The organism is Streptomyces sp. NPDC057543, assembly GCF_042801895.1.
In the GTDB taxonomy this organism is placed as follows: Bacteria; Actinomycetota; Actinomycetes; order Streptomycetales; family Streptomycetaceae; genus Streptomyces.
This window is the reverse complement of sequence record NZ_JBHVFF010000398.1, coordinates 1-5977: the sequence shown is the minus strand read 5'-3', so window position 1 is coordinate 5977 and position 5977 is coordinate 1. Positions and strand designations below refer to the sequence as shown.

Sequence of the window (5977 nt, the reverse complement as noted above, 5' to 3'; positions counted from 1 at the left end):
CTCCCGGAATTCGACCGGAGGAGTGCGGGGCCTCACGCATGCGGCGTCTGTCAGCCCTGCCAGGAGTGCGGGGCGCGGAAGCCCGGGGTGCGTTCCAGGCGGCGCCAGCCGGCGGTGCTGCGGCCTCGGTGGGCAGCGGGCTCGGCGGGCTGGGCGGCTGCGCGGGCGAGCAGGACCGCGGTTATGGCGGCCAGCTCCTCGGGGTCGGCAAGACCCTTCTCGACACGCAGCACGGACTCGGTGGCAGTGCTCATGGGCGGTTTCTCCGTCTTCTCGGCAGGTCTTCGCGGGTCCGGCAGGGTTGCTGCGGGGGCCGCGGACTACTGCGGGGGGTTGCCGTGCTTGCGGGACGGCAGGTCGGCGTGCTTGGTGCGGAGCATGGCGAGCGAGGCGATCAGCACCTCGCGGGTCTCGGCGGGGTCGATGACGTCGTCGACCAGGCCGCGCTCGGCGGCGTAGTACGGATGCATCAGTTCGGCCTTGTACTCCTTGACCATGCGGGTCCGCATGGCTTCCGGGTCCTGGGCGTCGGCGATCTGCCGGCGGAAGATGACGTTGGCGGCGCCTTCGGCGCCCATCACCGCGATCTCGTTGGTCGGCCAGGCGTACGTCAGATCCGCACCGATGGACTGGCTGTCCATCACGATGTACGCACCGCCGTAGGCCTTGCGCAGGATCAGCGAGATCCTCGGCACCGTGGCGTTGCAGTACGCGTAGAGCAGCTTCGCACCGTGCCGAATGATTCCACCGTGCTCCTGATCGACCCCGGGTAGAAAGCCGGGTACGTCCAAAAGGGTGATGATGGGAATGTTGAATGCATCACACATCTGGACGAACCGAGCCGCCTTCTCCGACGCCTCGATGTCCAGGACACCGGCGAGGGACTGCGGCTGGTTGGCGACGATGCCGACGACCTGGCCGTCCAGACGGGCCAGGGCGCAGATGATGTTGCGGGCCCAGCGCTCGTGGATCTCCAGGTAGTCGCCGTCGTCGACGAGCTCCTCGATGACCTTGTGCATGTCGTACGGGCGGTTGCCGTCGGCCGGCACCAGGTCCAGCAGGACGTCGCCGCGCCGGTCGGCCGGGTCGTCGCTCGCCACGGCGGGCGGGTTCTCCCGGTTGTTGGACGGCAGCATCCCGATCAGGTAGCGGACCTCGGCGATGCAGGTCTCCTCGTCGTCGTACGCGAAGTGCGCGACGCCCGAGGTCTCGGCGTGCACATCGGCGCCGCCGAGGCCGTTCTGGGTGATCTCCTCGCCGGTGACCGCCTTCACGACGTCCGGTCCGGTGATGAACATCTGGGAGGTCTCGCGGACCATGAACACGAAGTCCGTGAGGGCGGGGCTGTAGGCCGCGCCGCCCGCGCACGGGCCGAGCATCACGCTGATCTGCGGGATGACGCCGGAGGCCTTGGTGTTGCGCTGGAAGATGCCGCCGTATCCGGCGAGCGCGCTGACGCCCTCCTGGATACGGGCGCCCGCGCCGTCGTTCAGCGAGACGAGCGGGGCACCGGCCGAGATGGCCATGTCCATGATCTTGTGGATCTTGGTGGCGTGGGCCTCGCCCAGGGCACCGCCGAAGATCCGGAAGTCGTGCGCGTAGACGAAGACGGTCCGGCCGTCGACCGTGCCCCAGCCGGTGATGACACCGTCGGTGTACGGCTTCTTCTCCTCCAGGCCGAAGCCGGTCGCCCGGTGCCGGCGCAGCTGCTCGACCTCCTTGAACGAACCCGGGTCGACCAGCAGCTCGATGCGCTCACGCGCCGTCAGCTTGCCCTTGGCGTGCTGCGCCTCGGTCGCCCGGTCACTCGGTCCGCGACGGGCCTGCTCGCGCAGTGCCAGCAGTTCGGCCACACGGCCACGGGTGTCGCTCGGCTCGCCCGGGGTTTCGTCCACAACGGTCATGTACCGACCCTACGAAGCCGGACAAGTAAATCCTGCGTCGACTCCGTACAGTCTCCTGACCCGTTTCCTGGTGGAGCCTTACAGAAGTCCGGCCTCATGCAGGCGATGTACCAGCCCCCGTAGGGCCGTCTTTGTGCGGGTCCGACAAAGACTCACTGTGGTCTACTGCACACCCGTGTCAGCCTCGGGGTGTCCGCCGGTTGGGCGTCCTGCACCTTCTGGATCGCCTCCAGACGCTCCCGCACCGGGTCGCCGGGGTGAGCGATGGTCAGCAGGACTGCCTCGTAGAAGGCGTCCCGCACGGCGGCCGGCATGACGTCGGAGGCGTCCAGGCAGAGTGGCACCCGATGGTCGGTGAGCCGGGCGCTGATCTGCTTCTCGACCGCCCCGTTCTTGGCGTGCACGGCGGAGTTCGGCGAGAATACCCCGGCCTTGCGGCCCCACTCCTCCTGGGCCTTGCGGGAGGTGAGCCGCCGGAGCAGATCGCGGGCCCGGTCGGACCGGCCGAACAGGGCGGCGAAGTCGGCGGACACCTCACGGCCCTTCATGGAGGGGCCGCCGGGCAGCAGCGGCGCGGAGTCCGTGAAGGCGGCGCTCTCCTTCCGGTCCCCGTAGAACGAACGGGCGAACGAGCCCTGGTGTTCCAGATCACAGCCGCCGCCGAAGAGCAGCCCGTACCCGCCGGGGCTGCCCCGGTGGTCGGCGATCAGTGCGCGCGCGGCGGCCGTCGGGTCCTGGGCGAGCAGCCCGGCCCACCTGGTCCAGGCGTTCATCACCGGGGCGTCCACCCAGTCGATGTCGCCGGTCGCCCAGCGCTCGTACAGCACCGGGCCCGCGGTCTGCAGGATCAGGTCCTCGATCCAGTCGCTGCCCGGCCAGCCGGAGGACCCGTCGTCGCCCATGCCGATGCACCAGGAGGTCAGTGGCGCGGGGTAGGAGGGCGGGGGCCGGTCCTTGCGGTACCAGACGATGCTCTTGAGGTCGGCCTTGAGCGGCACCCACAGGTCGTCGGCGATGCCCTGTGCCTCGGGCTGCCAGGGTTTGCCGTACTCCCCCGGCTCGTACAGGTCGCGCAGGGACCGCAGCCGGTTCTCGGCGGCGTACTCGACGAGCTCTCCGACGCCCGGCAGGATCGCGATGTCGGGCGGATTGCCCGCCTGCACCTCGGCCAGCAGGACTTCCCGGGTGGCGGCCGTGCCCTGGTAGGCGTACGGGATGCCCAAACCGTTCAGGACGTCCTTGAACTGCTTCTCCTGGTTGTCGGTCCACGGGCCGAGGATCGTGACCTTGGGCACTTCGTCGCTGCCGCCCGGGGCGGCGAGCCCGCAGCCCGCCGCGGCCAGGAGCAGCGCCACCACGAGCAGAACGGCGCGGGCGCGCGGGATCATCCGGCCCTCCAGTAGTCGGCGTTGAGGCGCCGGCCGATACCGACGCCGGGCAGCAGGACGATCAGCGCGCCGCCGCCCAGCGCGCCGTAATAGGTCCAGCTCTGCCAGCCCTGGGCGGCGAGATCGGCGCGCACGCTCGCCGACTCGTCGGTGACGTACTGCTGGGACTTGGCCAGGTCACCATCGGCGTGGGCCCGTCGCTCGATCCTGACGAGCCCGGCGTGGGCGGTGTCCAGCCGCTGCTGAGTGTTCGTGGTCGCCCACAGCGGGAACACCGCCAGCACGACCGTGGCCAGCAGGGTGGTCAGCAGCCAGGGGTCGAAGCTGCGCCCGCAGCGACGGCGCAGTACCCGGAGCGCGGACAGGGTGGTCAACGCCATGGCCAGCAGGGCGAGTTCGGAGATCGCCCAGCCGGTCCGGCGGAGGGTGCCCAGAGAGCTGACGGTGTCGATCCGTTGCATCTGGTGGTCCTGGAGGACGTCGAGGCGGGGCACCACACCGGTGCCCTCGCGGCTGAGGATCGTCTCGGCCTCCGCGAACTTCTCCCGCTGCATCGGCTCGTCCGACACGTACTTCACCGCACCGGGGGTGATGGAGCTGCTGTACGAGGTCAGCAGACCGTTGACGGTTTCGAGCGCCCCGCGGCCGCGCTCCCCGTCCAGCTGTACGTCGTTGAGCCGGGAGAGGCCCTGGGCGGCGGCGGAGAGCTGGTTCTCGTAGCGCGCTCCGGCCCCGACCACGCTGTCGATGTCCTGCCTGACGGAGAGCTGGGCCTCCTGATGGGCGCGCAGCAGGGCGAGTTGGGTGGCGGCCACTCCCTGCACGGCGGGTGCGCCCCGGGTGCGCATCTCGCCCGCCGAGATCTGCACTTCGCGGTACGAGACCAGCAGGACGCTCATCGAGAACAGGGCGAGCGCCAGCAACACGGTCAGATGCCGCTCCAGGAGCCGCCGGGTCCGTGACCCGCCGGACCGGCGGGTCCGCAGCGCGCCGATCCACCGGGTCGGCCCGGACATCACAGCCGCCGCCCGCAGGCGATGCAGAACAGCGCGGCGGGACCGGCCGGGTGTTCGCACTCCGGGCAGCGGGCCGTCGTCCCGGCCGGGCTTTCGGACGGTTCCACCAGGTGTGCGGAGGCGATGCTCAGCCGCCCCCGGCGGACGGTGCCCCGGTCGACGGTCGGCCCGATCCTGACCCTCCCCTGCCGCTCGTCGACGATCTCGGCGACGTTGCGGACCTCGGCCCGGACCCAGGACGCGCCGATCTCCGCGGCCAGCCTGACCGCGCGTCCGAATTGTTCCTCGGCCTCCTCGCGCCGGTCCAGGTCGAGGGCGTCGTACGCGCGCCTGAGGGCGGCCCGGATCTCGGTGGAGGCGTTCATGGCGTGGACGCTGCGGTCCGCGCCGCCCGCATGGCCCGCCGTGGCCTCGGCGGTTCCCGACGGCAGCCAGCGGACGACGACCGGTTCGGTGAGGTCGCCGACGGTGACGGTGGCGAGCTGGAGCGGCACCCCGAGCGGGTCGTTGCTCGCGTCCACCCGGAGGGTGAGGAGGTAGTCGCGGGTCTCCGGCTTCCATTGATGGGTGAGGAATTCCAGCCGGCGTGGATCGTCCCCGTCGCCCGCCGGTTCGAGCCGCTGCTGGCGGGGAGCGGTCTCGGTGAGCGTCACCTCACGGACCGCCGGCCGTACCGCGACCGTGAGGGCGAGCGCGGGGCTGCGGATCCGGCGCAGCCGGACGACGGCCGCGTCGACGGCGGGGGCGAACGCATCGGGGGCGTACGCGGCGTCGCCGTGCAGCCGTTCGGCGACGGCGAGCAGCGCAGCCGGGTCCCAGGCCTCCCCCAGCGCGAGCACATCCGCGGTGAACTCACCTTCACAGCGGGCGAGTTCGGTGCTCAGTGCGCTGTCCTCGCGGTGGGCGTCGTCCTCGTCGCCGCGGCCGCTCCCGTCGGTGATCAGCACGAGATGCCGTACGGGGAACTCGCAGGCGACGAACAGTTCGCGCGCCCGGGCCAGCCAGCGGGCGTATCCGGGCGGACGGCGCCCGGCGTCGGCCGCGGCGATCCGGCCGACGCTGAACGCGGCGTGGCGCCGGTCGTCCGGATCCGCGATCGCCAGCCGGCCCCGCAGCGGGTAGCACCGGGAGGCTTCGCCGCCCAGCACCGTGTAGGAGATTCCGTCGGGCAGCGCGCCCACGGCGTCGGCCAGCGCGTCGACGGCCCCGGCGCGGCGCGGGGCGGCGACGTCCACCGCGATGACGAGGGCGAGTTCGGCGGCCGGAATCGCGTCCCGGGGCCCGACGGCGACCGCCTCGACCCGCACATGGGCTTCGATCCGGACGTCGTCGCCCGGCGGATGCTTCTCGGGGACCTCGACGAGCAGACCGGGTTCGAGGCCGGGCGAGGGAGCGGTGCGGCCCATGGAACTGCCTCCAGGGATACGTCGGGCTCGGGTTCAGACGCGGGTCTGCGGACGGACCGCGTGCGAGAGGTCGATCAGCCGCTCGTACTCGGCGGGTTTCTGGCGCTGCCGGGCCAGCCAGCGGTAGCACTGCTCCAGTTCCTCGCGCACGGCCCGTTCCCCGGGGACCGGCGGCGGGGGCAGTCCCCACCGCCACCGGCCGCGCCGGGTGGCGGGGGCGGCGGCGCGGACTACGTCGAGCTTCCACTCGAACAGTTCGGTGC

General features: G+C 71.6%; 6 protein-coding genes. All 6 read right to left on the bottom strand.

All coding sequences use genetic code 11. The features are described 5' to 3' along the window. Positions 1-50 precede the first annotated feature (50 nt). Complete coding sequence (locus ACFU8Q_RS38115; protein WP_384463746.1) at positions 51-254, bottom strand: acyl-CoA carboxylase subunit epsilon; 204 nt, start codon at positions 252-254, stop codon at positions 51-53. Between the two features lie 66 nt (positions 255-320). After that, positions 321-1904 (bottom strand): acyl-CoA carboxylase subunit beta, encoded by a 1584-nt coding sequence (locus ACFU8Q_RS38110; protein ID WP_384463743.1) that lies wholly within the window; start codon positions 1902-1904, stop codon positions 321-323. Positions 1905-2056: 152 nt separating this feature from the next. Then, positions 2057-3292 (bottom strand): carbohydrate ABC transporter substrate-binding protein, encoded by a 1236-nt coding sequence (locus ACFU8Q_RS38105; protein ID WP_384463741.1) that lies wholly within the window; start codon positions 3290-3292, stop codon positions 2057-2059. After that, complete coding sequence (locus tag ACFU8Q_RS38100; RefSeq protein ID WP_384463738.1) at positions 3289-4308, bottom strand: hypothetical protein; 1020 nt, start codon at positions 4306-4308, stop codon at positions 3289-3291. The genes ACFU8Q_RS38105 and ACFU8Q_RS38100 overlap by 4 nt, the downstream gene beginning before the upstream one ends. After that, entirely contained in the window at positions 4308-5714 is a 1407-nt protein-coding gene (locus ACFU8Q_RS38095; protein ID WP_384463736.1) for a hypothetical protein, read from the bottom strand. Before ACFU8Q_RS38095 ends, ACFU8Q_RS38100 begins: the two co-directional genes overlap by 1 nt. A 33-nt stretch (positions 5715-5747) precedes the next feature. Next, a partial coding sequence (locus ACFU8Q_RS38090) for a hypothetical protein (protein ID WP_384463733.1) occupies positions 5748-5977 on the bottom strand: 230 nt, incomplete at its 5' end.

Excerpts from the sequence above, each read along its gene's own strand:
- ACFU8Q_RS38095 (WP_384463736.1), bottom strand. The coding sequence starts at position 5,714 with ATGGGCCGCACCGCTCCCTCGCCCGGCCTCGAACCCGGTCTGCTCGTC.
- ACFU8Q_RS38115 (WP_384463746.1), bottom strand. The coding sequence starts at position 254 with ATGAGCACTGCCACCGAGTCCGTGCTGCGTGTCGAGAAGGGTCTTGCC.
- ACFU8Q_RS38110 (WP_384463743.1), bottom strand. The coding sequence starts at position 1,904 with ATGACCGTTGTGGACGAAACCCCGGGCGAGCCGAGCGACACCCGTGGC.
- ACFU8Q_RS38105 (WP_384463741.1), bottom strand. The coding sequence starts at position 3,292 with ATGATCCCGCGCGCCCGCGCCGTTCTGCTCGTGGTGGCGCTGCTCCTG.
- ACFU8Q_RS38100 (WP_384463738.1), bottom strand. The coding sequence starts at position 4,308 with ATGTCCGGGCCGACCCGGTGGATCGGCGCGCTGCGGACCCGCCGGTCC.